Consider the following 25,680-nt stretch of genomic DNA (forward strand, 5'->3'; position numbering starts at 1 on the left):
GGGTGTCCTAGGTCGGAGTACGGCTGGGGCTCAGGCGGCGTCGCGCAGCGAACGGCCGGTCTTGGCGAGGAAGACGTCGTCGAGCGTGGCCCGGTCGAGTGCGATCGAGGTGATGGCCAGGCGGTGGCTTTCGAGCGTGCGCAGCATGTCGGGCAGCGTGTGCTCGCCGTCGTCGACGTACACGCGCAGGACCTCGCCGTCGGCGCGGATCTCCCTGGCCATCGGGGTCAGTGCCTCGGCGGCGCGCTCGCGCTCCTCCAGGCGCAGGGTGACGACGTCGCCGGTGACCTCGCGCTTGAGCTCGCCCGGCGTGCCCTCGGCCACGACCAGGCCGTGGTCGACGATGGCGATCCTGTCGCACAGGGCGTCGGCCTCGTCGAGGTAGTGCGTGGTGAGCAGCACGCTGGTGCCGAGGTCGCGCAGGGCCCTGATCTGCTCCCAGAGGTTGGCCCTGTTCTGCGGGTCGAGGCCGGTCGTCGGCTCGTCGAGGAAGAGCAGGGGCGGCCTGTGCACCAGGCCGAGTGCGATGGCGACCCTGCGCTTCTGGCCGCCCGACAGCGTGCGGCCCGGCCGGTCGGCCACCTCGGTCAGGTCGAAGCGGCTCAGCACGTCGGCGGTCGCGGCGGCGGGGTCGGGCACGTCGTGCAGGCGTGCGGCCATCACGATCTGGGCCCGCGCCGACGCCGCGTCCTCCACGCCTCCCGCCTGGCTGACGTAGCCGAGGCGGGGCCGGATCCTGGCGGGCGCGCCGAGCAGGTCGTGCCCGGCGACGGTGGCGCTGCCCGCGTCCGGCCTGATGAGGGTGGCGAGCATCCGTACGGTGGTGGTCTTGCCGGCGCCGTTGGGGCCGAGAACGCCGTAGATCTGGCCGCTTTCGACCGTGAGGTCGACGCCGCGCACGGCCTCGACGCTCTTGGGGCCCTTGCGGCTGCGGGTGGGGAAGCTCTTGCGCAGTCCTTGAGCAGTGATGATCACTTTGGCTCCGGTCAGGGGGGTCAGGGAAGGTCGCCGTTGCGTACCTTCTCGAAGGCCTCTTCGCACCAGGCGAGCTGGGCCTGGAGCATGCCGATGTTGAGCTTGAGGTTCTCGTCGATGTGCCGGGGCGCGCCGAAGGCCTGTTTGCCGCCGAGTGCGTGCTCGGTCATCGTGATGGAGAACTTGAGCTGCTCGATGCGCGCCCTGAAGGCGCCGCGCAGCTGGGCGTTGTCCAGGCGGTCCATGAAGGTGAGCGCCACCTGGAAGGGGTCGACGATGGGCTTGATCTCGTACCAGAAGCTCATGAGCAGCCGGTGGAACTCCATGCGCCCGTCCTCGGTCAGGGCGAAGACGGTCTTGCCTCCCTTGCCTCCTTCCGTGATCTCCAGCAGGCCTTCGTCGGCCATCTTGTTCAGCCCGTGGTAGATCGAGCCGAAGGCGACGTTGGCCCAGAAGTCGGCGCCCATGACCTCCAGGCGCCGCCGCACCTGATAGCCGTGCTGCGGGCCGTCGAGGAGCATGCCGAGAATGAGAACACGAGTGGAGGACATGTTCAAGTTTGTATATAAATTTGAATAGGTCGTCAAGTACGCTGATCACATGACACGACGACCTCTTGCCCTGGTGACCGGAGCCTCCAAGGGCATCGGCCGAGCGGTGGCCGAAGCGCTCGCGCCCACCCACGACCTGGTGCTAGGCGGCAGGGACGAGGCCGCACTCGCCCGCCTGGCCGCCTCGCTGCCCGGCGCCAGGGCGTGGCCGGTCGAGCTGACCGGGGTCGGGCCCTCGGACGTGGCCGGGATCGACAGGCTGGACGTGCTCGTGCACAGTGCGGGCGTGGTGCGTCTCGGGTCGATCGCGCAGACGCCCGCCGAGGTGTGGCGCAGCACGCTCGATGTCAACGTGGTCGCGGTCGCCGAGCTCACCAGGCTGCTGCTGCCCGCGTTGCGTGCGGCCGGTGGGCATGTCGTCTGTGTGAACTCCGGTGCCGGGCAGCGCGCCAATCCGGGCTGGGTGTCCTATGCGGCCAGTAAGTTCGCCCTGCGCGCCTTCGCCGACGGCCTGCGCCTCGAGGAGCCCGAACTGCGGGTGACGAGCGTCCATCCCGGCCGTACGGCCACCGACATGCAGCGCGGCGTGCGTGAGCAGGAGGGCGGCGACTTCGAGCCCGACCGCTACCTGACGCCGCAGAGCGTGGCCTCGGCCGTGCTCGCCGCCGTGTTCGCGGGGCCGGACGCCCATGTGACCGAGGTGACGATCAGGCCCAGAGGCTGACCCGGCTTGGCTGCTTAGGTAAGGCTAAGCTAATTTCTTGAGGGTGAGCGATGAGAACCAGATCCAGCCCCATCGGCCCTTCCACGTCAGGGTCGCCTCCACCGCGCGGCTGAGCCCGAGCTTCCTGCGCGTCACGTTCGCCGGGGACGACCTCGGCGGATTCGGCGACCACGGCTTCGACCAGCGCATCAAGCTGCTGTTCCCACACCCGGAGCACGGCTTCACCCACGTGCCCGACGGCCCGGACTGGTATCGCCGCTGGCTGGCGCTGCCGGGCGAGCTGCGCTGCCTGATGCGTACCTACACGGTCAGGGCGGTCAGGCAGGGCAAGGGCGAGATCGACGTCGACTTCGTCCTGCACGGCGACAGCGGTCCGGCCTCGGCCTGGGCCGGGCGGGTCGCGCCCGGCGACCGGCTGGTCGTCGTGGGGCCCGACGCCCGCTGGAGCGGCCCGCCCGCCGGTCTGGACTTCAGGCCGGGGCCCGACGCCACCCGGCTGCTCGTCGTCGGCGACGAGACCGCGGTGCCCGCCGTTTCGGCCATCGCGGAGAAGCTGGACGGCGACGCGCGCGGCCGGATCCTGCTGGAGGTGCCAGACGAGGACGACGCCCTCCCGCTGCAGCTCCCGCCCGGTGTGGAGATCACCTGGCTGCCCAGGGGTGAGCGCCGCCACGGCGAGCTGCTCGTGCCCGCCGTGCTCGCCGCCGTCGCCGGGCTCGGCCTGACGGGCGCGGCCGAGGCCGAGCTGGAGGACGTCGACGTGGACGCCGACATCCTCTGGGAGGTGCCCACCGGCACCGGCGACTTCTACGCCTGGCTGGCGGGCGAGGCGGGAGTCGTCAAGCAGTTGCGCCGCCATCTGGTCCAGGAGATCGGCGTCCCGCGCGAGCAGGTCGCGTTCATGGGCTACTGGCGGTACGGCAGGGCCGAGCTGAACTGACCCCTCCATATGAATGGATTCATTCACTAGAGTGGATCCATGCTGGATGAACTCGCGCACATCGGACGAGACCCCGCGACGGGCGGCTACCTCAGGGATGCCTGGTCGCCTGCCGACATGGAACTGCGCGAATGGTTCCGTCAAGAAGCCGGGCGCAGGTCACTCGACCTGGACGAAGACCGCAACGGCAACCTCTGGGCCTGGTGGGGCGACCCCGCGACCGGGCCAGGCGTCGTCACCGGCAGCCATCTCGACTCGGTGCGCCAGGGCGGCGCCTTCGACGGGCCGCTGGGCGTGGTGTCGTCGTTCGCCGCGCTCGACCTGCTGCGCGAGCGCGGCTTCGCCCCGGCCAGGCCCATCGGCGTGGCCTGCTTCACCGACGAGGAGGGCGCCAGGTTCGGGGTGCCGTGCATGGGCTCACGGCTGCTGACCGGCGTGCTCGCCCCCGAGCGCGCGCTCGGCCTGACCGACGACCAGGGCCTCTCGCTCGCCGAGGCGCTCAAGGGCGCGGGACGCGACCCGCACGCGCTCGGCGCCGACGCCGAGACGCTCGCCCGGGTGGGCGTCTTCGTCGAGCTGCACGTCGAGCAGGGCAAGGGCCTGGTCGACCTCGGTGCGCCCGTCGGCGTGGCCAGCGCCATCTGGCCGCACGGCCGCTGGCGCTTCGACTTCGCCGGTGAGGCCAACCACGCGGGAACCACCCGGCTGGCCGACAGGGACGACCCCATGCTGCCCTTCGCCAGGACCGTCCTGCACGCCAGGCAGGCGGCCGAGCGCAGGGGAGTGGTGGCGACGTTCGGCAAGGTACGCGTCTCGCCCAACAACGCCAACGCGGTGCCCGGCCTGGTCTCGGCCTGGCTGGACGCGCGCGGCGGCGAGGAGGAGGCGGTGCGCGCGCTGGTGGCCGAGGTCGCCGAGTTCTCCGGCGCCGAGGTGAACGTGGAGTCGTGGACGCCGGTCGTGGACTTCGAGAGCGGCCTGCGCGACCGGCTGGCGGCGGCGATCGGGACCGCGTCGGCCGCCGGGACGCCCGCGCCGGTGCTGCCCACGGGAGCCGGGCACGACGCCGGGATTCTCGCCTCGGCAGGAGTGTCGAGTGCGATGGTGTTCGTTCGCAATCCAACGGGAATCTCCCACTCTCCGGCAGAACACGCCGAGGACGACGACTGCACGGCCGGGGTCGAGGCCCTGGCCACCGTTCTGGAGGAACTGGCACGATGACCACGTACTGGTGCGAACTGGCCTGGCTGCCCGAAGGCGTGACGGAGAGTGTGCTCGTCGAGGTGTCGGGCAGCCGCATCGCCGCCGTCGGGCAGGGCGAACCCGGCTCGGCGCACCGGCTGACCGGACTCACCCTGCCCGGCCTGGCCAACGCGCACAGCCACGCCTTCCACCGGGCGCTGCGCGGCCGCACCCAGACCGGCAAGGGCGACTTCTGGACCTGGCGCGAACAGATGTACGGCGTGGCCGAGGCGCTCGAACCCGACACCTATCTCCAACTGGCCAGGGCCGCCTACGCAGAGATGGCCCTGACCGGCGTCACCTGTGTGGGCGAGTTCCACTACCTGCACCACCGCAAGGACGGCACGCCCTACGACGACCCCAACGCCATGGGACACGCGCTGATCCAGGCGGCACGCGAGGCGGGCCTGCGCATCGCCCTGCTCGACACCTGCTACCTCACCGGCGGCATCGGCGCCGAGCTCGCCGGGGCGCAGGTCAGGTTCGGCGACGGGGACGCCGACCGCTGGGCGCTGCGGGCCCAGGCGCTGGCCGAGGCCTACGAAGGACAGGAGGACGTCGAGATCGGCGCCGCCATCCACTCGGTCAGGGCGGTGCCGCCCGAGCACATGGGCCCGGTCGTGGAGTTCGCGCGCAAACACGCGGCTCCCCTGCACGCCCACGTCTCCGAGCAGCGCGCCGAGAACGACGCCTGCGTCGCCGCGCACGGCGCGAGCCCCGTCGCCCTGCTGCACGACAGAGGCGCGCTCGGGCCCCGCTCGACGGCCGTGCACGCCACCCATCTGTCGCAGGCCGACATCGCCCTGCTCGGCCGGACTCAGACATACGTGTGCATGTGCCCCACCACCGAACGCGACCTGGCCGACGGCATCGGCCCGGCCCGCACCCTGTACGAGGCGGGCTCGCCCATCACGCTCGGCTCCGACAGCCACGCGGTCGTCGACCTGTTCGAGGAGGCCAGGGCCGTCGAGCTGAACGAACGCCTGGCCACCGAGCGCCGCGGCCACTGGCCGGCGGCCGACCTGCTCACGGCGGCCACCGCCGCCGGCCACGCCTCGCTCGGCTTCCCCGACGCCGGCACGCTCGTGCCCGGCGCCTTTGCCGACCTCGTCTCCGTGGCCCTGGACAGCCCGCGTACGGCGGGCGCGACACGCGGGAGCGCCGTGGAGGCCGTGGTGTTCGCCGCGACGGCCTCCGACGTGCACTCTGTGGTGTCTGGCGGACGGCGGGTGATCTCCGAAGGTCGCCACATACTCGGGGACGTCGGTGCGATGCTGAACGAGGCGATGGGACGACTGCGATGACCTCTGTGGTTTTCGACCGTATTGGCGTTCTCTACACCGGGGATCCGGGGCGTGAGGAGATCGAGGGCGCGGCACTGGTGATCGACGGCGGCACCGTGGTCTGGACCGGCCCCTCGGGACTGGCCCCGCACGCCGACGAGCGCGTCGACGTCGACGGGCGATGCGTGCTGCCCGGTTTCGTGGACAGCCATGCCCATCTGGTCTTCGCCGGGGACCGGACGGCCGAGTTCAACGCCAGGATGTCCGGCGTGCCGTACTCCGCCGGAGGGATCAGGACCACGGTCGCGGCCACCCGGGCGGCCTCCGACGCGCTGCTGGCCACCAATGCCGCCGAGCTGGTCGCCGAGATGCTCTCGCAGGGCACGACGACCATGGAGATCAAGAGCGGCTACGGGCTGACGGTCGAGGACGAGCGCAGGGCGCTGGAGATCGCCACGGCCTTCACCGACGAGACGACCTTCCTCGGCGCGCACGTCGTCCCGGCGGGGGAGGACCCCGACGACTACGTGCGCTCGGTGACGGGCGAGATGTTGCAGGCGTGCGGGCCGTACTCCAAGTGGGTGGACGTCTTCTGCGAGCGCGGGGCGTTCGACGGGGACCAGACGCGTGAGATCCTCTCGGCCGGGATCAAGGCGGGGCTGCGGGCCAGGGTGCACGCGGGGCAGCTCGGTCTCGGGCCGGGCGTGCAGATCGCGGTGGACCTCGACGCGGCGTCGGCCGACCACTGCACGCATCTCAGCGACGACGACGTGGAGGCGCTCGCCTCCTCCGACACGGTGGCGACGCTGCTGCCCGGCGCCGAGTTCTCCACCCGCCAGCCCTATCCCGACGCGCGCAGGCTCATCGACGCCGGGGCGACCGTGGCCATCGCCACCGACTGCAATCCCGGCTCCTCCTTCACCTCCTCCATGCCGTTCTGCATCGCGCTGGCCGTACGCGAGATGCGGATGACGCCTCTTGAGGCGGTCAGGGCGGCCACCGCCGGAGGGGCGAGGGCGCTGCGGCGCAGCGACGTCGGCGTGCTGCGGCCGGGCTCGCGCGCCGATCTCGTGATCCTCGACGCGCCCTCCTACGTGCACCTGGCCTACCGGCCAGGCGTGCCGCTCGTGCTGCAGGTGTGGCAGGCGGGGCGCAGGGTCGTTTAGCGGTATTCACCTGGGGTAACGCGGTGTCCTCCTCCTCAAGGAGGACACCGGAAACCGTCCTGTGGGCGTAGTTGTTTAGGGAATCTTTGCCACGGGCCGGACGTTGGTCGGGTAAGTACGCAGCTTGCGGGAACGAGGTGCCTGGGGATGGCAAGGCCTACGGGGAATCGCACGCAGGAGCAGCATGTCGCCGATCGCGACCTGCTGGGGACATATCTGGCCGAGATCGGCAGAGTCCCGCTGCTCAGCGCCGAGGGGGAGGTCGAGCTCGCCAAGCGGATCGAGGCCGGACTCTTCGCCGAGCAGTTGCTCGACAGCGGGCTTTCCGAGCCGCGTGTGTCGGACGCGGCGGACGAAGAGCTGGAACGGCTGGCGGTTTCGGGGCAACGCGCCAAGGACGAGTTCATCCAGGCCAACCTGCGCCTGGTGGTGGCGGTGGCCAGGAAGTACTCAGGGCGGGGCATGCCCCTGATCGACCTGGTCCAGGAGGGCAACCTCGGCCTGGTGCGCGCGGTGGAGAAGTTCGACTACCGGCGTGGTTACAAGTTCTCCACCTATGCGACCTGGTGGATCAGGCAGTCGGTCGGCAGGGCCATCCACGAGCAGGCGCGGCCGGTCAGGCTGCCCACGCACGCGGGTGAGCAGATGACCAGGCTGATGCGCGTGCGCCGCGACATGCTGGCCGAGTTCGACACCGAGCCGACGGACGTCGACCTCGCCGAGGTGCTCGACCTGCCGATCGAGCGGGTGCGCGAGCTCAGGCGCTGGGCGTCGGACCCGGTCTCGCTGCAGCTCGGCGTGGGCGACGAGGACGAGACCGAGCTCGGCGACATGATCGCCGACGACACCTGGGCCGACCCGGAGCAGCAGGCGATCGACATCCTGGAGCGCGAGCGGCTCGACGTGTGGCTGACCGGGCTCGAAGGCGACACGCGCGACATGCTGCGCTGGCGCTACGGGCTGGTCGACGGCCGTGAGCACACGCTGACCGAGGTCGGCGAGCGCTACGGCATCGGCCGCGACCGGGCGCGCAGGATCGAGCGCGACGCGCTGGCCCGCCTGCGCAAGATGGCCACGGCCGCCGCCTGAGCCGCCCGATCCGCCGGTCGCGTCACCCGGCGGGCGCCGGGGTGATCTGGAAGAAGGGGCACTTCCACACGCCGTCCTCACGCACGAGCACGGTGGTGGCATAGACGCGCTGCGTCAGCTTGTCGTTGCCGTCGACCAGCACGTCGATCTCCACCGTGCTGGTGTGCACCGCGCTGTCGGCGCTCAGCAGCCGCACCCGGTGGTCGGACTGCTCGGTGCGCACGTAGGGGTTGTGGTTGGCGGCGAACCCAGCCAGGATCGCCGCCCTGTCGCTCATGATGCCCCAGTGCGAGACGCTGACCGGGTCGTCGGTGAGGAAGGCGTCGTAGAAGGCGGCGTCGCCCTCCCTGTTGGCCTGCCACGAGCGCTCGCTCAGCTCGATGATCTCCTGGATCTCCTGAATCTCCTGGCCCATCGTCTTCTCCTTCATGAGCGGCTGCTGACACCAGTTTAACCGGTGTCAGATGTTACGCTTTGTTCCATGGATGAGGCAATCGGGCTGGTGCTGACCGGGCGCGACGGGCAGAGCTTCCGCTTCGACGCGGGGACGATGTGTCTGGAGTTCCTGCTCAGCGGCTGTCTGCCCGAGTGGGAGCGCTTGCACGCCCCGGCCGACCTCGCCGACTGGATCACCTCCTCGACGCGCTACGGAGCCGGAGGCGCCGAGGCCGGGCAGGCCGACCTCGACGCGGCCAAGCGCCTGCGCGCCTCGGTGTACCGGCTGGCCGTGCTCGGCGCCGAAGGCGATCTCGCCGCCGCGCCCGCCGCCGATCTCGCCGTGCTCGCCGCCGCCGCCACGCCGGCCCCTCCCGTCCCCACGATCGCGCCAGGCGCGTCGGGGCCGGTGTCCGGCTGGCTGGGTCCGGTGGCGGCCTCGCAGTACCTCTCCGCGGTCGCCAGGGACGCCGTGGAGCTCTTCAGCGGGCCTTCGGCCGCCCGCATCCGCGTGTGCGGGGGCGAGCGCTGCCTTCTCGTCTTCCTCGACACCTCGCGGCCCGGCGCACGGCGCTGGTGCTCGATGGAGCGCTGCGGCAACCGGCACAAGATGCGCACGCGCAAGGACCGCCACCACAAAGGCTGAGCTCAGCGGTCCTCATCCCGTGTGGTGCGCGGTCCGAAACACCGGCGAAATCTCCGGTGACCGGGTTTCACGCCTGCGAAACAGACGCGGTCCACCTCTGAAACGGCGAAAGAACACGATTCTCCTCAGTCAGTGCGCAGCCGGTCGACGGTGCCCGTGGAGGCGTCACTGCGACACGAGAAATCGGCCACACGCCAATCGAAGGAGGGTCGCGTCGATGATCGACAGCGGCACTACCGCCTGGATGCTCGTATGCACCGCACTGGTGCTGCTGATGACACCGGGCCTCGCGTTCTTCTACGGGGGCATGACCCGGGCCAAGAGCGTGCTCAACATGATGATGATGTCGTTCGTCAGCATCATCGTGGTGACCGTCGCCTGGGTGCTCTACGGCTACTCCCTCGCGTTCGACGCCTCGGGCAGCGACACGCTCAACTACGTCGTCGGCGGCCTGGACAACATCGGGCTCAGCGGTGTGTTCAACGCCGTGTACGAAGGGCTCACGGTCGCGGGCGGGCAGGTCACCGAGGAGGCCGCCGCCGCCGACAACTTCCCGATGATGGTCTTCTCCGCCTTCCAGCTCACCTTCGCCGTCATCACCGTGGCCCTGATCAGCGGGGCCGTCGCCGACCGGGCCAAGTTCGGGGCCTGGGTGCTGTTCTCCCTGGTGTGGGCGAGCGTGGTGTACTTCCCCGTCGCCCACTGGGTGTGGGGAGGCGGCTGGCTCGGGCAGCTCGGCATCGAGGACTTCGCCGGCGGCACGGTCGTGCACATCAACGCGGGAGCGGCGGCCCTCGCCCTCGCGCTCGTGCTCGGCAAGCGGGTGGGCTGGCGCAAGGAGCCCATGCGGCCGCACAACCTGACGCTGGTCCTGCTCGGCACCGGGCTGCTGTGGTTCGGCTGGTTCGGGTTCAACGCGGGCTCCGAGCTCGCGCCCGACCAGACGGCGGGCCTCGCCTTCATGAACACCCAGATCGCCGCGGCCGTCGCCGCCGGAGGCTGGCTGGTGGTGGAGAAGCTGCGCGACGGGCACGCCACCACGCTCGGCGTCGCCTCCGGCGCGGTCGCCGGCCTGGTCGCCATCACGCCCGCGTGCGGGTTCGTCGACCCGTGGGCGGCCGTGGTGATCGGCCTGCTCGCCGGTGTGGCCTGCGCCTACGCCGTGGGCCTGAAGTACCGCCTCGGCTTCGACGACTCCCTCGACGTCGTCGGCGTGCACCTGGTCGGTGGTGTGATCGGCGCGGTCAGCCTCGGCTTCTTCGCCGCCTACCCCTTCCTGGAGCAGCAGGACGAGGGCCTGCTGTACGGCGGGCCGCTCAGCCAGCTCGGCCTGCAGATCCTCGGTCCGGTGGCCGTCGGGCTCTACTCCTTCGCCGTCTCCTGGGTGATCGCCAAGGTCATCGACAAGACGATGGGCTTCAGGCTGGACGCCGAGGAGGAGGTCGCGGGCATCGACGTCACCACGCATGCGGAGACCGGCTACGACCTCGGATCCGTCCACGCCTCCGGCGTGGTCTCGGCGGGTGGGCCCCTCGTGGTGCCCGCAGGCAAGAAGGTGGACGCATGAGACTCATCACCGCCGTCGTCAAGCCGTTCAAGCTCGACGACGTCAAGGCAGCCCTTGAGCAGTTCGGCATCAAGGGCATGACGGTCAGCGAGGCCAGCGGCTACGGCCGCCAGCGGGGGCACACCGAGGTCTACCGGGGCGCCGAGTACCAGGTCGACCTGGTGCCCAAGGTCAGGCTGGAGGTGCTGGCCGAGGAGGACGACGCCGAGGACGTCATCGACGTCATCGTCAAGGCGGCGCAGACCGGGAAGATCGGCGACGGCAAGGTCTGGTCGGTCCCCGTCGACACCGTCGTGCGGGTGCGCACGGGGGAGCGGGGCCCCGAGGCCCTGTGACGGACGAGGGCGGCGCGCGGGCCACGACGGCCCCGCGCCGCCTCATGCCGTGGATACGCGGGTCGCGAGCGGAGGCTGAGCTGCTGCTCCGGATCGGCCCGGTGGCAAGGACGCGGATACGCGGGTCGTGCAGGTCGAAGTCGAAGAGGAGCTCGGGAGCGTATGAGAGGTGACGCCAGGTCGTTCGCGGGAGCTCGCAAGGAACGGGGCGCCGATGTCGACCGCTGGCTGAACGACCTGCTGCGCACGGCCGCCGGCCCGGAGGGCGCACAGCCGGGTGGTCCCCGAGGTGTCGCGCTCGTCGCCGTCGGCAGCCTCGGACGCGGAGAGCTCGCACCGGGCAGCGACCTGGACCTGGTGCTCCTGCACACCGGCAAACACGACATCCCGACGATCGCCGATCGCATCTGGTACCCCATCTGGGATTCCGGCCTCGGCCTCGACCACTCGGTCCGCACGGTCGACCAGGCCGTGGACGTGGCCGGGAAAGACCTCAAGGTGGCCCTCAGCCTCATCCAGGCCAGACATGTGGCAGGCGACCGGGATCTCACCAGGGCGTTGCGCGAGGCGGTGCTCGCCGAGTGGCGTGCCGACGCCAGACGCAGGCTCGGTGAGCTCAGGGAGGCCGCCGACCAGCGGGCGGGCGTCAGCGGCGAGGTGGCCTTCAGGCTGGAGCCCGACCTCAAGGACGGCAGGGGCGGCCTGCGCGACGTCCAGGCGATGCAGGCCGTGGCCGCCGCCTGGGTGGCGTCGGCGCCGGGACCACGCGTGCGCGAGGCCTGCGAACTCCTCCTCGACGTCAGGCACGCCCTGCACCTGGTGACCTCCCGAGGCGCCGATCGGCTGGTGCTCCAGGAACAGGACGCGGTGGCGGGCATGCTGGGCCTGCTCGACGCCGAGACGCTCATGCGCGGGCTGGCCGAGGCCGGCCGTACGGTCGCGCATGCCTTCGACGGCACCTGGCGCACGGTCGACCGGCTGCTGTCGGGCCCGGCGCCGCGCGGGCGCAGGCCGCTGGCCGACGGGGTGGTCGAGCACGGCGGCGAGGTGGTGCTGGCCAGGGGCGTCGATCCGCGCAAGGACCCGGTGCTGGTGCTGAGGGCGGCTGCCGCCGCGGCCGAGTCGGGGCTGTCGCTGGCTCCCGCCACGGTCGCCGCACTGGCCTCGGCCATGCCCGCCAGGGGCCCGGCGCTGCCTTCGCCGTGGCCGGAGGAGGCCAGGGACGCGTTGGTGGCGCTGCTGGGCGCGGGGCGTGCGGCGGTGCCGGTGTGGGAGGACCTCGACCAGGCCGGTGTGCTGGTCAGACTGCTGCCCGACTGGGAACGCGTCAGGCACAGGCCGCAGCGCAACCCGATACACCGCTTCACCGTCGACCGGCATCTCATCGAGACGGCGGCGGGCGCGGCGGCGTTCACGCGTGAGGTGAGCAGGCCGGACCTGCTGCTCATCGGCGCACTGCTGCACGACATCGGCAAGGGCTGGCCCGGCGACCACTCCACGACGGGCCAGGTCGTGGTCCGCGACATCGCGGCCGGGCTGGGGCTCCCGGCCGCCGACGCGGAGATCCTCGCCACCATGGTCCGCCATCACCTGCTGCTGCCCGAGACCGCGACCAGGCGCGACCTCGACGACCCGATGACGATCAGCAAGGTGGCGCAGGCGGTCGGCACGCGCGAGGTGCTCGACCTGCTGGCCGCACTCGCCGTGGCCGACGGCCTGGCCACCGGCCCGGCCGCCTGGAACTCCTGGAAGGCCTCCCTGGTCGCCGACCTGGTCAGACGGGTACGGTCGGCGCTGGCCGGTTCCCCGCCGCCGCCCGCGCCGAGCCTGTCCCCGGCCCAGGCGGCGCTGGCCAGGCACGGCGGGGGAGCGGTCCGGGTCAACGGCGGCGCGGTCACGGTCGTCGCGCCGGACCGGCCGGGCCTGCTGTGGCGGGCCGCGGGCGTGCTCGCCGCCCACCGCATGGTGGTACGATCCGCCGCCTCCGCGGCTGCGGGCGCCACGGCGGTCATCGAGTTCTCGGTCGTGCCCGAGTACGGCTCGCCGCCGGATCCGGCGACTTTGGAGGCGGATCTGCGCCTCGTTCTCGCGGGCCGGCTGGACATCGAGCAGCGCCTGGCCCGCCGTACCCGGTCGATGCGGCCGTCGCGGGTTCCGGTCGCGCCACCTCGGGTGACGCTGGTGGAGGACGCCTCCGCCACCGCCACGGTCGTCGAGGTGAGGGCGCACGATCGCCCGGGGCTTCTGTGGCGTATTGGGAGAACTTTTGGTGAATGTGGCCTTGACGTGAGAGCTGCTCGCGTGGAGACTCTCGGCGCAGAGGCGGTGGACGTCTTCTATGTGGTTGACCGCGCCGGACGCCCCCTCAGCGACGACGCGCAGCGCATCCAAGTGCGCGATCTAGTCCTCGCCGCCCTGCGATAACCAACTACTGTCACATTTGTAACGATTCTCCCGTTTTGCCTGGTAGTTGGGTGAATCATGGTGACCTTGTGGTCGAATGAGGCCACTCGTACTGGGCATGTCTGAGGGGTATCGATCGGTGACGACGGGGAATTCCGACAGCGGCCGTGCCGCGAGGCGGGACCGCGGAAAGCGGTCGCTGCCACGCCTCGGTCTGCGCAACTGGCGTGTGAGATGGCGTCTGACGGCGCTCATCCTGGTGCCCACCATGGCCGGCGTCATCCTCGCCGGCGCGAGGGTGGTCTCATCGGTCGACAGCGTGGCCGCCTACGACCGCACCGCGGTCGCCGCCGAACAGGCGGGCCACCTGCGCGAACTGCTGCAGGCCATCGCCCTGGAGCGTGACACCGGCGGCTGGTACCACGCCACGCGGAAGAACAGCAAGCTGGAGAAGCCGTTCAAGGACCGCAAGGCCGCGGTCGACCGCCTGGTCGGCGTGGTCCAGGCCGACCTCGCGACCATCGACGACAGCTACGGCCCGCGTATCTCCTACGCCGCCACGCTCGTCAGGCCGATGCTCAAGCGGCTCCCCGCGCTCCGCCTGGAGAAGGCGTCGGAGCGCTACGAGATCATCCAGAACCTGCTGCTGCGCCTGCACGAGGAGCTCTCGCTCATCAGCGACGACCCGCAGGTCACCGGTAACTTCCGTGGACTGAGCACGCTGGCCAGGGCCAAGGAAGAGGTCTCCAAGCAGCGCGTCAGGCTCCTGGTCGGCGTCTACCAGCCCTCCAGGATCGACAGCCAGGAGGTCGAGAAGTTCATCGCCTCCAGGTCGCTGCAGGTCGACGAGATCAACAGCTTCAGCTCAGAGGCCGGTCTCGCCTTCGGCCAGCTGCTGCTGAAGGAGCTCAACACCGAGGAGTACTACCGCGCCGAGCTGACCAAGTCCCGCGCGATCGTGCTGGCCAGCGACAGGCAGCGGGGAGCCACCTTCCGCGCCAACCTCATCGAGGACGTCGGCCAGTGGTTCGACGACAACAGCGCGACGATCGCGCTGATGCAGCGGGTGGAGAAGAAGGTCGGCGACGCGGTGCTCACCCGGGCCCGCGACCTGCGCGACAGCGAGCTCAACAACGCCATCCTGGCCGGTATCTCCATTCTCGGCCTGCTGGTGCTGGTTCTGCTGCTCACCGCGCTCATCGCACGCTCGATGGTCGCCCCGCTGCGCCACCTGCGCTCGGAGGCGCTGGAGATCGCCGGCTTCCGCCTGCCCGACGTGGTGCGCAAGCTGCGCGCCTCCAACGACAGCACGCCGCCCGACGTCGATCCGATCGACATCGACGGCAAGGACGAGATCGGCGAAGTGGCGCAGGCCTTCGACGAGGTACACCGTCAGGCCATCCGCCTCGCGGCCGAGGAGGCCGACCTCCGCAGCAACATCAGCTCGATGTTCGTCAACCTCTCCCGCCGTACCCAGACGCTGGTCGAACGGCAGATCTCGCTCATCGACGGTCTGGAGAAGGGCGAGCAGGACGGCGGCAGGCTGGCCGACCTGTTCAAGCTCGACCACCTCGCCACCCGCATGCGGCGCAACTCCGAGAACCTCCTGGTCCTGGCCGGGCACGAGCCCACCCGCAGGCGCAGCCAGCCGGCCAAGCTCGTCGACGTCGTCCGCGCCTCGCTGTCGGAGGTCGAGGACTACGAGCGCGTCCAGGTCAAGGTGCACAGGGCGACCTCGGTCGTCGGCAGTGCCGCCAACGACCTGGTGCACCTGGTCGCCGAGCTGGTCGAGAACGCCATCCAGTTCTCGCCGAAGAACACCCAGGTCATCGTCTCCAGCAGCCTCATCGAGGGCGGCGGCGCCCTGCTCTCGGTCAGCGACGCCGGTATCAGCATGACGGCCGAGGAGCTCGGCGAGGCCAACCGCCGCCTGGCCGAGCCGCCCGTCGTCGACGTGTCGGTCTCGCGCCGCATGGGCCTGTTCGTGGTCGGCCGTCTGGCCCTGCGCCACGGCATCCGCGTGCAGCTGCGCCAGGGCGAGGGCAGCGGCCTCATCGCGATGGTCCTGCTCCCGCCGAACGTCATCGTCGACGGCTCCCAGCCGCCCGCCCCGCAGCGTCCCGCGTTCGGCGGCTCGGGCCAGCCCCAGCAGGGGTTCGGCGCGCAGCCCAACGGCACCTTCGGCCAGTTCGGCGGCAAGCAGCCCGCTGGAGCCTTCGGCGGACCGGCACCCCAGCAGGGGCCCGGCTCCTTCGGCGGGCCGCCCTCGCCGTTCGACTCCTTCGAGAGCGGCTCGTTCGCCGACTCCGGCCCGATGCGCCCGCCGGGTCTCGGCTCGTTCACCGCCGACACCTCCGACAGCGGCGGCTTCCGCAGGGGCCAGCTCGGCGGCACCGACAGCCCCAGCCAGGGCGGCTTCAACAGCTTCGACACCGGCGGCTACGGCAGCCAGGGCGGTCAGGGCGGTCAGGGCGGCTTCCCCGGCCAGGCTGGTTTCCCGAGTCAGGGCGGCTACCCGAGTCAGGGTGGTTTCCCGAGTCAGGGCGGCTTCGACACCGGCGCGGGCGGCTACCCCAGCCAGAGCGGCTACCCGAGTCAGGGCGGCTACCCCAGCCAGGGCGGGTTCGACACCGGCAGCGGCTTCGGCGGCTACCCGTCTCAGCCGGACCTGCCGCGCCGCGAGCCCAGGCAGGGCGGCCCCGGGCCGGGCGCCTTCCCGACCCCGCCGCCGTCCTACCCCTCGTACGAGACCTCGGGCGAGGGCCGCAGGGGCGACTTCAACGCCTGGCACACCCCGAGTGTCGACGACGCCCACACCGCGTCCATGCCCGCCGTGGACGTCTCCGCGCTCGAACACGAAGAGGAGTTCCTCCCGATCTTCGCCTCGGTCGAGTCGGCCTGGTTCCGCAAGCCCGAGGAGCCGGTCGAGGCCGAGGAGGCCGTGGCGGAAGAGGTCGAGGCCGAGGTCGTCGAGCAGGCCCCGCCTGTCACGTCGGCCGAGCCGGCCAAGCCCTCGCCCGTCGCGGATCCGCCCCCGAGGCCCGAACCCGTGCGGCGGCCGCAGGCCGTACCCTCGGGTGGGGACGTCTGGCAGAACGCCGCGGACGCCGGATGGCGGGCGGCGGCGGCGGCCAGCGACCCCAGCCTCGGCGGCATCACCTCCGCCGGGCTGCCCAAGCGCACTCCGAAGGCCAACCTCGTCCCCGGAACGGCAAGCAAGGCCGCCGAGCCGCTCTCCCCGATGCCGCCGGTCTCGGCCGATCGGGTACGCAGCCGGATGTCGAGCTTCCAGCAGGGGGTACGGCGAGGCCGGGCAGAAGTTCGTGATGACTCCACCCCGTCCGGGATGGAAAAGGAGGAGGGATCGTGACGACTCTCAGTCACGAGGCACACCGGTTCGACTGGCTGATCACTGACTTCGTCAGGAACACCCCCGGTGTCGCCCATGCGGTGGTCGTCTCAGCCGACGGCCTGTGCCTCGCGAGCTCGGAGGGCTTCCCCCAAGACCGGGCCGACCAGCTCGCCGCGGTGTCGGCGGGACTGCTCAGCCTCACGGTGGGCGCCTCACGGGTGTTCGAGGGCGGCGCGGTGACCCAGACGGTCGTCGAGATGCAGCGAGGCCTGCTGCTCGTGATGGCCATCAGCGACGGGTCCGTGCTGACGGTGCTCGCCTCTCCCGAGTGCGACATGGGCCTGGTGGCCTACCAGATGACGCTTCTGGTCGACAGGGCGGGACAGGTGCTGACGCCGGCACTGCGTGCCGAGCTCCAGGCTTCCAGGACACGGTGATCGCCCGTGTACGGGAGTGAGGGGACAGGGGACGACGAGCCGCTGTTCCGTCCGTACGCGGTCACGGGTGGCCGGTCGGAACCGCGCTACCACCTGGCGTTGGAGACGCTGGTCTCGTCCATGTCGATCCCGGACGACGAGATGGCCCTGCTCACTCCCGAGCAGGAGGCCATCATGACGCTGTGCCGGTCCTTCAGGTCGGTGGCCGAGATCTCGGCGCTCCTGCGCGTCCCGCTCGGCGTGGCCCGAGTGGTGGTGGCCGACATGTCCGACGAGGGCCTGGTCCGCCTCCACCAGCCGCGTCTCAGCTCGGGACAGCCAGACCTCAACATGCTCGAAAGGGTGCTCAGTGGACTTCGCAGGCTCTAGCGGCGGAGGGCTCACCTCGACGAAGATCGTCGTCGCGGGCGGGTTCGGCGTCGGCAAGACGACGTTCGTGGGTGCGGTGTCGGAGATCCTTCCGCTCACGACCGAGGCGGTCATGACCGACGCGTCGGCCGGCATCGACGACCTCGGCATGACTCCCAACAAGGCGACCACGACGGTCGCCATGGACTTCGGGCGGCTCTCCCTCGACCGCGACCTGATCCTCTACCTGTTCGGCACGCCTGGACAGCACCGGTTCTGGTTCATGTGGGACGACCTGGTCCGCGGTGCGATCGGCGCCGTCGTGCTGCTCGACACCCGGCGGCTGGCCGACAGCTTTCCCGCCATCGACTACTTCGAAGAGGCCAGGCTGCCCTTCGTGGTCGGGATCAACGGCTGGGACGGGCACTTCCTGCACAGCGAGGACGAGGTGCGCGAGGCGCTCGCCCTGGCCCCGCACATCCCGATCGTGCGCACCGACGCCCGTTCGCGCGACTCGGTGAAGGCGACGCTGATCTCGCTGGTCGAGCACGTCGTCCGGGTCCGCGCCGCCTACGGCGCGCCCGCGTAGTCCTGCTCCTGCTTTCGCGAGGGCCTCGCCGCGTGTCGGCGGGGTCCTCGCTTGTTCGTGCCCGGGTGTACGTCCTTTTCGTGCCCGGGTGTACGTCAGGCCGCGGTGGTGCGTCCGGCGATCAGGGCCTCGATGCCGTCCAGCACGCGGGCCAGGCCGAACTCCAGGCTGTGGGCCGGGCTCAGGGCAGCGCCGTGCGCCTCGCCTGCGGCGGTGCCGACGCGTGCGGCCGTCGGGTAGCGCTCGGCGTCACCGATCCTGGCCAGGAAGGGCGCGTGGGCGTGCCACCACTGCTCGTCGTCCATGCCGGTGTGCCGCTTGGCCTCGGCCGCCTCGACCGCGCCCCTGGCGACGCCGTGCACGAATCCGGTGATGAGCGTGACGACAGAGTCCATCTCGACGTCGCTCAGCCCGATCCCGTCGACGGCCTTCAGCTCGTAGTCGTACTTGGCGGTGAAGTTCGGCCCCAGCACCGGCCTGGTGGTGGCGACCTGCAGCAGCCAGGGGTGGCGCAGGTAGAGCGCCCAGTTCTCCCTGGCGATCTGCTCGAGACGGCCACGCCACCCGCCGGGCACGTCCGGCGGCCTGGCCGTCTCGGCGTAGACGGTGTCCAGCATGACGTCGAGCAGTTCGGCCTTGCCTGGCACGTAGGTGTAGAGCGACATCGTGCCGACGCCGAGCCGTTCGGCCACCTTGCGCATGGACAGCGCGCCCAGGCCTTCGGCGTCGGCCAGTTCGATCGCGGCCCGGACGATCCTGTCGACGCCGAGATCGGGCTTGCCCTTGCGGCTCGGCCGGTCGCTGGTGCGCCACAGCAGGGCCAGACTGCGGGCCGGATCGCCCTTGCCTACGTACTCGGTCGTCATGATGCGGCCAGCCTATCGCCTGCCGTACAGCGTACGGAAGAGGTGGGGAGGGCGGCGTGGCGTGGTCAGGAGACGCCGTGGCGGTGGAAGGGGGTGTGGTCGGCGGGCAGCGGGGTGCGGCCGAGTATGAGGTCGGCGGCCTTCTCGGCCAGCATCATCACGGGGGCGTAGATATTGCCGTTGGTGACGTACGGCATGACCGAGGCGTCGACGACGCGTAGTCCCGCGAGGCCGTGCACCCGCATCGTCGCCGGGTCGACCACGGACATCTCGTCCACGCCCATCCGGCAGGTGCACGAGGGATGCAGTGCGGTCTCGGCGTCGCGGGCCACCCAGGCGAGGATCTCCTCGTCGGTGGTGACCGAGGGGCCGGGCGAGATCTCGCCGCCGTCCAGGTCGCGCCAGGCGGGACGGGACATGATCGCGCGCGTGTGCCTGATGGCCTCGACCCACTCGCGCTTGTCCTGGGCCGTGGACAGGTAGTTGAAGCGCAGGGCGGGCTTGACCCGGGGATCGGGCGACTGGATGCGGACCGAGCCCCTGGCGTCGGAGTACATCGGCCCGATGTGCACCTGGTAGCCGTGCCCGCCCGCCGGGGCGCTGCCGTCGTAGCGCACGGCGATCGGCAGGAAGTGGAACATCAGGTTCGGATAGTCCACCTCGTCGTTGGACCTGATGAAGCCGCCCGCCTCGAAGTGGTTCGTCGCGCCGGGCCCGCGCCGCAGGAACAGCCAGGCCGCGCCGATGAAGGGCCGCCGCCAGGGCGACAGCGACGGCTGCATGCTGACCGGCCTGCGGCAGGCGTGCTGCACGTAGACCTCCAGATGGTCCTGGAGGTTCTCCCCGACGCCGGGCAGATGGTGCACGACCTCGATGCCGAGCGGCTTGAGCAGGGCGGCGTCGCCCACGCCCGAGACCTGGAGCAGTTGCGGCGAGTTGATCGCACCACCGCACAGCACGACCTCGCGCGCCTTGATCGTCTCGCCGTCGCACACCACGCCCGTCGCGCGCCGCCCGTCGAACACGATCCGCTCGACGAAGGCCCGTGTGCGCACGGTCAGGTTGCGGCGGCGCCGTACCGGATGCAGGTAGGCGCGGGCGGCGCTGAGCCTGCGGCCCCGGTGCAGGTTGCGGTCGAAGGCGGCGAAGCCCTCCTGCCTGAAGCCGTTGACGTCGTCGGTGAGCCGGTGGCCCGCCTGCTGGACGGCCGCGAAGAACGCCTCGAACAGCGTGCCGCGCGCGGGCCCGCGCTCCAGCTTCAGCGGCCCCGACGCCCCCCGGTGCGCCGAGCCGGGATCGGCCAGGCAACTCTCCATCCGCTTGAAGTACGGCAGGCAGTGCGCGTAGTCCCAGTGCTCCATGCCGGGATCGGCGGCCCAGCGTTCGTAGTCGAGCGGGTTGCCGCGCTGGAAGATCATGCCGTTGATGCTGCTGGAGCCGCCGAGCACCTTGCCTCTGGCGTGGTAGACGCGCCTGCCGTTCAGATGCGGCTCGGGGTCGGACTCATACCTCCAGTCGTAGAAGCGGCTGCCGATCGGGAACATCAACGCGGCGGGCATGTGGATGAAGACGTCCCACAGCCGGTCCGGCCTGCCCGCCTCCAGCACGAGCACGTTCACACCGGGGTCGGCGCTGAGCCTGTTGGCCAGGGCGCAACCGGCCGAGCCGCCGCCGACGACGATGTAGTCCCAGGTGGTCAATTGGGCAGCCAGTCCTTCCAGATGATCTTGTTCTGGTCGATCCAGCGGGTGGCGGCGTCGTCGGCGGTGAGGCCCTCGTTGACGATGTCGCTCGCGACCGCGTTCTGGTGGTCGTTGGTCCAGGAGAAGTTGCGCACCAGCTCGTAGGCCTTGCCGCCGGTGCTGGCGAAGCGGCTGCTGACGATCTTGTCGAGCAGGTACGGGGGGTAGTCGCAGGCCACCTTCGCCGGGTCGGCGTCGCAGCCGATCGCGTGCGGGGGAAGGTTGATCTTGACGAGCTTGAGTTTGGTGAAAAGCCATTGCGGCTCGTAGAAGTACATGAGCAGCGGCGTGCGCTCGGCGGTGGCCGTTTTCGCCGCTTTGATCAGCGCGTCCTCGCTGCCGGCATAGACGACTTTGTAGTCGAGGTCGAGATTTTTCACGATGGCCTCGTCGTTGGTGACGAACGAAGGATCACCGTCCAACATCTGTCCGAAATTCCCGGATTTGTCGGTCCGAAAGAGCTTGGCGTACTTATTGAGGTTGCGCCAGTCGGTGATGTCGGGATACTTGTCGGCCATCCATTGCGGGACGTACCAACCGATTATTCCTTTGTTACCGTTCAGTCCGGCCGAGACCGCGACCTTGCTCTCGTCGATGTATTTCTTCTTCTCCTCCGGATGGCCCCAGTTCTCGACGATGACGTCGATCGAGCCGCTCTCCAGGCCCTTCCAGGCGTCCACCTCGGTGAGCACCGTGCGTTGCACCTGGTAACCGAGCTGCTTCTCCAACAGGTGGGTGAGCACGGCGGCGCTCGCCTCGTACCCGAGCCACTCGTTGACGGCGAGCTTCACCACGCCCTTGGGTTCGGGCGCCACGGGGCTCTCCCGGGCGCTGCACGCGCTCAGCAGGAGCAGGAGGCAGGCGAACGACAGAGTTCTGCTTCTCATGGCGGACATCTCACGATTCGACGGGGACAGAGGGCCGCGGCCGCCACGGCCGGGCGACGGATCGGCGGGGGAGGCTCAGCCCTGCGGAAGCCAGGCCTTGACCTTGTCTGGATTGGCGTCGACCCACTTCCTGGCCGCCTCATCGGCCGACAGGTCGTTGTTCTGGATGTCGTTGGCGACCGCGTTCTGGTCGTCGTTGGTCCACTGGAACCTCTTCACGATCTGGAACGCCAGGCTGCCGCCCTCGGCGAACCGCTTGGCCGCGATCTTGTCCAGGTCCAGTTCGGCGTAGTCGCAGGCGACCTTCTTCGGATCGGCGTCGCAGCCCTCGCTCCAGGCGGGCAGGTTGACCCTGACCAGGTCGACCTTGTCGAAGAGCCAATGCGGGTTCCAGAAGTAGAACAGCAGCGCCTTCTTCTGCGCCTGCGCCTGGGTGGCGCCCTCGATGAGCGCGGCCTCGCTGCCTCCGGCCACGACCTTGAGGTTCAGCCCGAGGTTCTTGATGATCGCCTCCTCGTTGCTCACGTAGGAGGGGTCGCCGAACAGCAACTGGCCCTTGCCGCCCGACTCGGAGGTCCTGAACAGCCCGGCGTACTTGTTCAGGCTCTTGTAGTCGGTGATGTCGGGGTACTTCTCGGCCATCCACTTGGGTACGTACCAGCCGATCACTCCCTTGTTGCCGGTGGAGCCCGCCTCGACGGCGACGGCCTTCTGCTCGATGTACTTCTTCTTCTCGTCCGGGTGGCCCCAGTTCTCGACGATGAGGTCGACGTCGCCGCTCTCGAAGCCCTCCCACGAGACCTGCTCGGTGAGCTCCTTCTTCTCCACCTTCACGCCGGCCTCGCGCTCAAGGACGTGACCGAGTACGGCGGCGCTGGCCTCGTAGCCGACCCAGGGGTTGATGGCGATCTTGACGGTGCCGCCGCTGCCGGGGGCGGGTGCCTCCGTCGCCTTCGTGGCCGGGGGCAGGGCCGTGCCCTCGCTCGTCACTCCGACGCACCCGGTGGCGGTCATGCCGATCGCGAGTACGCCCACGAGCAGGCGGCCTCTGTGTCCGAGCTTCATCTGGGGGGTTCATCCTTTCGATTGCGTGCCTTGGGTGATCCGGTCGAGCATGATTCCGAGCAGGACCGTCGCCACCCCTGCGGCCAGCCCCAGGCCGAAGTCGGAGCGCTGCACGAATCCGGAGACGACGTCGTAGCCGAGACCGCCCGCGCCGACCAGGCCGCCGACGACGACCATGGCGAGCGTCATGACGATGCCCTGGTTGGCGGCCAGCAGGATGGAACGGCGGGCCAGGGGCAACTGGACCTTGCGCAGGAGCTGGCCCGGCGTCGACCCGCTGGCCAGGGCCGCCTCCACGACCGAGGGCGAGACCCCGCGCACACCGTCCTCGACCAGGCGCACGACGGGCGGCGCCGCGTATATCACCGAGGCCAGGATCGCGGTGAACCTGCTGGCCCCGAACAGGGCGAGCGCGGGCAGCAGATAGACGAAGGCGGGCATCGTCTGGGCGGCGTCGAGCACGGGCCGCAGCACGGCGGAGAAACGCGGCGCCCGCGCCGAGATCACCCCGAGCACGAGTCCGGCCAGCAGCGTCAGCGCCACCGCGACCAGCACGGTGGTCAGCGTCTCCATGCTGTGCTCCCACACGCCGAGCAGCGCGATCGCCAGCAGGCACGCCACCGCGACCGCCGCCTTGCGCCACCCGCTCGCCCACCAGGCCAGGACGAGCACGGCCGCCACCACCAGCCACCACGGCGAGCCGGTCAGCACCTGCTGCAACGGGTTGAGCAGCCCTTCGGACACCGCGTTCCGCACCGCGTCCGTCCAGCCGTACCAGCTCACCTTGGCCCAGTCCACGGCCGCGTTGACGGGTACGGCGAAGCCCACCGACAGCGGGAAGGCGGCGGGAAGCACCCAGGTGAGGCCCACACCGGCGGCCGTGACGGCGACGGCGGGCAGCAGGCGCGTGCGAGCCCGGCCGCCCCGCGTGGCGGCGGCCATCGTCATGCGGTCGAGCACGATCGCCATGACCACGATCGCGATCCCCGCCGGCAGCATGTGCCCGACGTCGGCCCTGGACAGGCCCCTGACGATGTCGGAGCCGAGCCCGGGAGCCGCGATCAGCGCCGCGATCACCACCATCGACAGCGCCATCATCACGGTCTGGTTCACCGCCAGGGTGATCGTCTCGCGGGCCAGCGGCAGGTGCACCTTGCGCAGGGTCTGCCAGCGGGTGGCGCCGAGCGCGGCCGAGGCCTCCACGGCGGGCGGCGAGACGCGCTCGATGGCCAGCGCGGTGATCCGGATCGCCGGTGGGAGCGCGTATATCAGCGTCGCCACCGTGGCCGAGGCGGGCCCGATCTGGAAGAGCAGCACCATGGGCGCGAGATAGGCGAAGGTCGGCATGATCTGCATGACGTCCAGCAGTGGAGCCAGCGCCCTGCGCAGCCTGGGCGAGCGCCCCGCGCGAATGCCTAGCGGCAGCCCCACGACCAGCGCGAGCAGCACCGAGGCCAGGACGAGGGCCAGCGTGCGCACCGACGCCTCCCACACCCCGAGCAGGCCGAAGGAGGCGAATCCAAGCCCGGCGAGCAGCCCGACGCGCCAGCCGCCTGCCAGCAGCCCGAGCCCGGCCAGCACCCCGATCAGGCCCGGCCAGCCGAGCAGCAGCAGCCCGGTCTCGATCCCGGCGTACAACCAGCCCACGTACAGCCGTATGTAGTTGACGAAGAACAGGAAGAACGGATCGCTGTCACGCCCGGCGTCGACGGCCTCGCGGGCGTCGTTCGCCAGCAGGAAGGGCGCGGCCTCGTCGTCGTGCGGCAACGTCCACGTGCCCTCGAACGCCAGGTACCCGGCCGTGAACAGCACGGCGACCGCCACGGGCGCGACCCATCGGGGCACCCGCGCCCCCCTGAGTGGGAGCGCGGCCACCGAGACCGTCACGACGCACCCTCACTGACCAGTGGGAGCGCATCCACCCCTCGGGGTACGGCGTCGCCGGGCGCGGCCATCGCCGACAGGATGTCGACCCGGTCGACCACGCCGATCAGCCGGTCGCCGTCCAGTACGCGGATCGGCCTGGCCGAGGCGGTGACGGCGGGCACGGCGTCCCTGATGACGGTGCTCGCGGGAAGCGAGGGCCCGTTGAGGTGCTCGTCCACGTCGGGCGTGCGGCAGATCCAGCGCAGCGAGAGCACGTGGCTCCTGGGCACGTCACGCACGAAGTCGGCCACGTAGTCGTCGGCGGGCGACCCGACCAGCTCCTCGGGCGTGCCGATCTGCACGATGGCGCCGTCCCGCATGATCGCGATACGCGCGCCGAGCTTGAGCGCCTCCGACAGGTCGTGGGTGATGAACACCATCGTCTTGCCGACCTCGCGGTGCAGCCTGATCACCTCGGCCTGCATGTCACGCCTGATCAGCGGGTCGAGCGCACTGAACGGCTCGTCGAACAGCAGGATCTTGGGGTCGGCGGCGAGCGCCCTGGCCAGGCCGACGCGCTGCTGCATACCGCCGGACAGCTGGTCGGGGTAGTGGTCGGCATGGCCTTCGAGGCCGACCAGGGCGAGCATCTCCCTGGCGCGGGCGCGTCTGGTCCTGCGGCGCACGCCCTGGATCTCCAGGCCGTAGCCGATGTTGTCGAGCACGCGGCGGTGCGGGAGCAGGCCGAAGTGCTGGAAGACCATGCTCACCTCACGCCTGCGCAGGTGCCGCAGCCGGGAGCGCGAGGCGGCGCCCACGTTCTCGCCGCCGATCCTGACCGTGCCCGCCGTGGGCTCGATCAGGCGGGTGAGGCAGCGCACCAGGGTGGACTTGCCGCTGCCTGACAGGCCCATGACCACGAAGACCTCGCCGGGCGCCACACTGAGGGTGACGTCCCTCACGGCCACCGTGCAGCCGGTGCGCTCACGCAGCGTCACGGGGTCGAGGTCCTGGGCCGAGGTGCCCATGATGCGGTCGGCCTTGGGGCCGAAGATCTTCCACAGCCCGTCGACTTCGATGGCCGGATCCACGTTCTTCTCCATCTCCTCCATGAGGCTGCCGCCCGTCGGAAGGGCTCAACATAGGCCCTAAATAACGCGAATCACAATGTC

The 25,680-nt window shown here is 70.5% G+C and carries 23 protein-coding genes; 14 read left to right on the forward strand and 9 right to left on the reverse strand.

Annotated features, from left to right (window positions below; genetic code table 11):
- Window positions 1-30: 30 nt before the first annotated feature.
- Together ACTWNK_RS10570 and ACTWNK_RS10575 are read right to left on the reverse strand one after the other, a co-directional pair.
- The gene (locus tag ACTWNK_RS10570; protein WP_474303707.1) at window positions 31-975 is read right to left on the reverse strand and encodes an ATP-binding cassette domain-containing protein; all 945 of its coding nucleotides are present in this window, start codon (window positions 973-975) and stop codon (window positions 31-33) included.
- A 20-nt stretch (window positions 976-995) separates the two neighbouring features.
- The gene (locus ACTWNK_RS10575; protein WP_474303708.1) at window positions 996-1,526 is read right to left on the reverse strand and encodes a PadR family transcriptional regulator; all 531 of its coding nucleotides are present in this window, start codon (window positions 1,524-1,526) and stop codon (window positions 996-998) included.
- Window positions 1,527-1,575: 49 nt separating this feature from the next.
- Between ACTWNK_RS10575 and ACTWNK_RS10580 the strand changes: the two genes are divergently transcribed.
- The 6 genes from ACTWNK_RS10580 (at window position 1,576) to ACTWNK_RS10605 (ending at window position 7,970) form a co-directional block, all read left to right on the forward strand.
- Complete coding sequence (locus tag ACTWNK_RS10580) at window positions 1,576-2,250, forward strand: SDR family oxidoreductase (protein WP_474303709.1); 675 nt, start codon at window positions 1,576-1,578, stop codon at window positions 2,248-2,250.
- Between the two features lie 43 nt (window positions 2,251-2,293).
- Window positions 2,294-3,190, forward strand: a complete 897-nt coding sequence (locus tag ACTWNK_RS10585) for a siderophore-interacting protein (RefSeq protein WP_474303710.1) — start codon at window positions 2,294-2,296, stop codon at window positions 3,188-3,190.
- A gap of 39 nt (window positions 3,191-3,229) precedes the next feature.
- Window positions 3,230-4,411 (forward strand): allantoate amidohydrolase, encoded by a 1,182-nt coding sequence (locus ACTWNK_RS10590; protein ID WP_474303711.1) that lies wholly within the window; start codon window positions 3,230-3,232, stop codon window positions 4,409-4,411.
- On the forward strand, window positions 4,408-5,736 hold the full coding sequence (locus tag ACTWNK_RS10595) for a formimidoylglutamate deiminase (protein ID WP_474303712.1): 1,329 nt from the start codon (window positions 4,408-4,410) through the stop codon (window positions 5,734-5,736). Before ACTWNK_RS10590 ends, ACTWNK_RS10595 begins: the two co-directional genes overlap by 4 nt.
- Entirely contained in the window at window positions 5,733-6,881 is a 1,149-nt protein-coding gene (gene hutI / locus ACTWNK_RS10600; RefSeq protein WP_474303713.1) for an imidazolonepropionase, read from the forward strand. The genes ACTWNK_RS10595 and hutI overlap by 4 nt, the downstream gene beginning before the upstream one ends.
- A gap of 147 nt (window positions 6,882-7,028) precedes the next feature.
- Window positions 7,029-7,970: a sigma-70 family RNA polymerase sigma factor gene (locus tag ACTWNK_RS10605; RefSeq protein WP_474303714.1), complete on the forward strand. Its 942-nt coding sequence runs from the start codon at window positions 7,029-7,031 to the stop codon at window positions 7,968-7,970.
- 22 nt (window positions 7,971-7,992) lie between these two features.
- On the opposite strand, the gene ACTWNK_RS10610 is transcribed toward ACTWNK_RS10605, so the two are convergent.
- Window positions 7,993-8,400, reverse strand: a complete 408-nt coding sequence (locus ACTWNK_RS10610; protein ID WP_474303715.1) for a nuclear transport factor 2 family protein — start codon at window positions 8,398-8,400, stop codon at window positions 7,993-7,995.
- Between the two features lie 51 nt (window positions 8,401-8,451).
- Here ACTWNK_RS10610 and ACTWNK_RS10615 point away from each other — a divergent pair, with 51 nt between their 5' ends.
- The 8 genes from ACTWNK_RS10615 to ACTWNK_RS10650 all read left to right on the forward strand — a co-directional run bounded on the left by ACTWNK_RS10615 (window position 8,452) and on the right by ACTWNK_RS10650 (window position 18,082).
- Entirely contained in the window at window positions 8,452-9,051 is a 600-nt protein-coding gene (locus ACTWNK_RS10615; protein WP_474303716.1) for a CGNR zinc finger domain-containing protein, read from the forward strand.
- 217 nt (window positions 9,052-9,268) lie between these two features.
- On the forward strand, window positions 9,269-10,618 hold the full coding sequence (locus ACTWNK_RS10620; protein WP_474303717.1) for an ammonium transporter: 1,350 nt from the start codon (window positions 9,269-9,271) through the stop codon (window positions 10,616-10,618).
- Window positions 10,615-10,953, forward strand: coding sequence for a P-II family nitrogen regulator (locus tag ACTWNK_RS10625; protein WP_474303718.1), 339 nt, complete (start codon window positions 10,615-10,617; stop codon window positions 10,951-10,953). Before ACTWNK_RS10620 ends, ACTWNK_RS10625 begins: the two co-directional genes overlap by 4 nt.
- A 75-nt stretch (window positions 10,954-11,028) precedes the next feature.
- The gene (locus ACTWNK_RS10630; RefSeq protein ID WP_474310882.1) at window positions 11,029-13,377 is read left to right on the forward strand and encodes a [protein-PII] uridylyltransferase; all 2,349 of its coding nucleotides are present in this window, start codon (window positions 11,029-11,031) and stop codon (window positions 13,375-13,377) included.
- A gap of 208 nt (window positions 13,378-13,585) precedes the next feature.
- Window positions 13,586-16,726 (forward strand): nitrate- and nitrite sensing domain-containing protein, encoded by a 3,141-nt coding sequence (locus ACTWNK_RS10635; protein ID WP_474303719.1) that lies wholly within the window; start codon window positions 13,586-13,588, stop codon window positions 16,724-16,726.
- Window positions 16,723-17,145, forward strand: a complete 423-nt coding sequence (locus ACTWNK_RS10640; RefSeq protein ID WP_474303720.1) for a roadblock/LC7 domain-containing protein — start codon at window positions 16,723-16,725, stop codon at window positions 17,143-17,145. Before ACTWNK_RS10635 ends, ACTWNK_RS10640 begins: the two co-directional genes overlap by 4 nt.
- A gap of 6 nt (window positions 17,146-17,151) precedes the next feature.
- Window positions 17,152-17,514 (forward strand): DUF742 domain-containing protein, encoded by a 363-nt coding sequence (locus ACTWNK_RS10645; RefSeq protein ID WP_474303721.1) that lies wholly within the window; start codon window positions 17,152-17,154, stop codon window positions 17,512-17,514.
- Window positions 17,495-18,082: a GTP-binding protein gene (locus ACTWNK_RS10650; protein ID WP_474303722.1), complete on the forward strand. Its 588-nt coding sequence runs from the start codon at window positions 17,495-17,497 to the stop codon at window positions 18,080-18,082. The genes ACTWNK_RS10645 and ACTWNK_RS10650 overlap by 20 nt, the downstream gene beginning before the upstream one ends.
- Before the next feature lie 95 nt (window positions 18,083-18,177).
- On the opposite strand, the gene ACTWNK_RS10655 is transcribed toward ACTWNK_RS10650, so the two are convergent.
- The 6 genes from ACTWNK_RS10655 to ACTWNK_RS10680 form a co-directional block, all read right to left on the reverse strand.
- Window positions 18,178-18,948: a TetR/AcrR family transcriptional regulator gene (locus ACTWNK_RS10655; RefSeq protein WP_474303723.1), complete on the reverse strand. Its 771-nt coding sequence runs from the start codon at window positions 18,946-18,948 to the stop codon at window positions 18,178-18,180.
- 65 nt (window positions 18,949-19,013) lie between these two features.
- Window positions 19,014-20,648: a choline dehydrogenase gene (gene betA / locus ACTWNK_RS10660; RefSeq protein WP_474303724.1), complete on the reverse strand. Its 1,635-nt coding sequence runs from the start codon at window positions 20,646-20,648 to the stop codon at window positions 19,014-19,016.
- Window positions 20,645-21,505 (reverse strand): ABC transporter substrate-binding protein, encoded by an 861-nt coding sequence (locus ACTWNK_RS10665; RefSeq protein ID WP_474303725.1) that lies wholly within the window; start codon window positions 21,503-21,505, stop codon window positions 20,645-20,647. The genes betA and ACTWNK_RS10665 overlap by 4 nt, the downstream gene beginning before the upstream one ends.
- Before the next feature lie 147 nt (window positions 21,506-21,652).
- A complete protein-coding gene (locus ACTWNK_RS10670) occupies window positions 21,653-22,642 on the reverse strand; it encodes an ABC transporter substrate-binding protein (protein ID WP_474303726.1) in 990 nt (329 codons plus the stop codon).
- 9 nt (window positions 22,643-22,651) lie between these two features.
- On the reverse strand, window positions 22,652-24,487 hold the full coding sequence (locus tag ACTWNK_RS10675) for an ABC transporter permease (RefSeq protein WP_474303727.1): 1,836 nt from the start codon (window positions 24,485-24,487) through the stop codon (window positions 22,652-22,654).
- 38 nt (window positions 24,488-24,525) lie between these two features.
- Window positions 24,526-25,611, reverse strand: a complete 1,086-nt coding sequence (locus ACTWNK_RS10680; protein ID WP_474303728.1) for a quaternary amine ABC transporter ATP-binding protein — start codon at window positions 25,609-25,611, stop codon at window positions 24,526-24,528.
- Window positions 25,612-25,680: the final 69 nt, after the last annotated feature.

The organism is Nonomuraea sp. IBHARD001, assembly GCF_056106265.1.